Below are 2,280 nucleotides of genomic sequence, written 5' to 3'. Positions count from 1 at the left end.
CATGGTGCGGCAGGTGCTGGGTGATGCGGTGGTGGGCGCCGCGCCAGAAATGCGCAGCGCGCCGATTGTCCCGCCAGAGCGATGCCCGCCTGGCGCGTGGGGACTAGCGTGCGCCTGCCACGAAAGCCCGCTGGCTGGCGCCGTTGACGTCGTTGGCGGCGTGATGCACGCCAGCGCCGCTGAATCAGGCCTTGCTGGCCTTCTCGATCGGCAGGTTGGCTTCGCGCCAGGCCTTGAGGCCACCCGCGAGCGACTGCACGTTTTCGTGACCCAGCTTTTTCAGCTCGACCACGGCTTTGGCAGAGCGCTGACCGCTGGCGCACACCACCACGATGGGCAGCTTCTTGTTGCCGGGCAGGCCCTTGGCGGTGCCCAGGTCGGCCAGCGGGATGTGCTTGGCGCCCGCGACGTGGCCCGCGGCGAACTCCTCGGCGCTGCACACGTCGATGACAACGGCCTTTTCCTTGTTCATCAGCTGCACGGCCAGGGCTGGCGTGATGCCGCCGTTGCCGGCTTGCTGGAGCTGCTGCCAAAGCAGGATGCCGCCCGAAGAGGCTGCGGCCAGGATCCAGATCCAGTTGTCGGCAAGGAAGCTCGAGGAGGTCATGCGGGGGTGCTTTCGCGAGAAGAAACGTCGGGGGCCAGAAGGGCTCGGGGCGCGATTTTATAATCGAGGGCTGAGTCCTCATTTGAACCCACCGAGACCCGACCATGTACAAGCTCGTGCTGATCCGCCACGGCGAATCGACCTGGAACCTGGAAAACCGCTTCACCGGCTGGACCGACGTGGAGCTCACGCCCACCGGCGTGTCGCAGGCCATGTCGGCCGGCAAGCTGCTCAAGGCCGAAGGCTACGAGTTCGACGTCGCCTACACCTCGGTGCTCAAGCGCGCCATCCACACCCTGAACTACGCGCTCGACGAGATGGACCGCACCTGGCTGCCCGTCGTCAAGGACTGGCGCCTCAACGAGCGCCACTACGGCGGCCTGCAGGGCCTCAACAAGGGCGACATGGCCAAGCAGTACGGCGACGAGCAAGTGCTGATCTGGCGCCGCAGCTACGACACCCCGCCGCCGGCCCTCGAACCCACCGATCCGCGCGGCCAGCGCCAGGACCTGCGTTACGCCAAGCTCAACCCCGAGCAAGTGCCCCTGACCGAGTGCCTCAAGGACACCGTGGCCCGCGTTGTGCCCTACTGGACGGAAGTGCTGGCCCCGGCCATCAAGAGCGGCCAGCGCATCGTCATCGCGGCGCACGGCAACTCGATCCGCGCCCTGGTCAAGTACCTGGACAACATCGGCGACAACGACATCGTCAGCCTCAACATCCCCAATGGCATCCCGCTGGTGTACGAGCTCGACGCTGATCTCAAGCCCATCAAGCACTATTACCTGGGTGACGCCGAAGCGGCTGCCGCAGCCGCCGCTGCCGTGGCCAAGCAAGGCAAGGCCTGACCGGCTGCGCAGGTGATCAGGGCTTGAGGGCCCAGATCACCGGGCAGTGGTCCGACAACTGACGGCCTCGGTCCGAGGCTTCGAACGACAGGCGCCCAAAGCGCCTGTCGCCGTTTTGGGCTGCCAGCTTCTGGTCGATGAAGATGTCATCGATGTACTGCCGGTGCTTGTCGTCGGCGCTGCAGCCCGTGTAGCGCTGGCCTTCGGTGGCCCGCATCAGCACCGCCCCCCGCGGCACGTCATCGCTCCATGCCTGCACCAGGTTGAAGGGCGCGCCTTCGTCGGGGCCTGCGGGGTAGCGGGCGTCTTTGTCGAGGTGGCGGTTGAAGTCACCCAGGATGGCAAAGGGCGTGCCTTCGCGCACACGTTGATCGACCCAGGCTTCGACCACGGGCACCTGCTGGCGCAGCCGTGAGCAGGGCTCGAAGCTGCGGTCAAGCTTGCCGGTGAAGCAGCCGCTTTTGAGGTGCACGGCCAGCAGCCGCACCTCGCGTGGGGTGCCTGGCCACAGCGTCACGTCGGCGCCAGCGCGCGTGCCTCCGTCGATGTCGAGCGCGGCCAGGTCGCCGTTGCAGCGAAAGGGCACGCCCTCGCGGATGGCAAAGCCCACTTTCTGCGGGTGGGCCCGACGGGTGAAGCAGTCGATTTGCCAGCCCTGGCGAAAGACTTGCCTGGCGGCCTCTGGGCCATCGACTTCCTGCAGCGCCACGACATCGACCCGATGCGCCTCACGCAGGGACTGGGCGCTGCGGGCCAGCGCGTCCAGATCGGCCTGGGTGCGCGAGGGCGGCGGGGTGCGACCTGGGCTGCAGGGCAGGGCACGGT

3 protein-coding genes are annotated in these 2,280 nt (G+C 67.3%); 1 reads left to right on the top strand and 2 read right to left on the bottom strand.

The annotated features are described in order from the left end of the window. Positions 1 to 184: 184 nt before the first annotated feature. A complete protein-coding gene (locus B2W70_RS15885; protein ID WP_286747134.1) occupies positions 185 to 607 on the bottom strand; it encodes a rhodanese-like domain-containing protein in 423 nt (140 codons plus the stop codon). A 104-nt stretch (positions 608 to 711) separates the two neighbouring features. On the opposite strand from B2W70_RS15885, the gene gpmA reads away from it, so the two are divergent. Continuing rightward, the gene (gpmA, locus tag B2W70_RS15880; RefSeq protein ID WP_286747132.1) at positions 712 to 1,455 is read left to right on the top strand and encodes a 2,3-diphosphoglycerate-dependent phosphoglycerate mutase; all 744 of its coding nucleotides are present in this window, start codon (positions 712 to 714) and stop codon (positions 1,453 to 1,455) included. Positions 1,456 to 1,471: 16 nt separating this feature from the next. Here the strand turns inward: gpmA and B2W70_RS15875 are convergent. Continuing rightward, a partial coding sequence (locus B2W70_RS15875) for an endonuclease/exonuclease/phosphatase family protein (protein ID WP_286747131.1) occupies positions 1,472 to 2,280 on the bottom strand: 809 nt, incomplete at its 5' end.

This window comes from Aquabacterium sp. UBA2148 (assembly GCF_002328915.1).
GTDB lineage: Bacteria > Pseudomonadota > Gammaproteobacteria > Burkholderiales > Burkholderiaceae_C > Aquabacterium > Aquabacterium parvum.
Note: the sequence above shows the minus strand (reverse complement) of the source record. Positions and strands in the feature narration are given on the sequence as shown.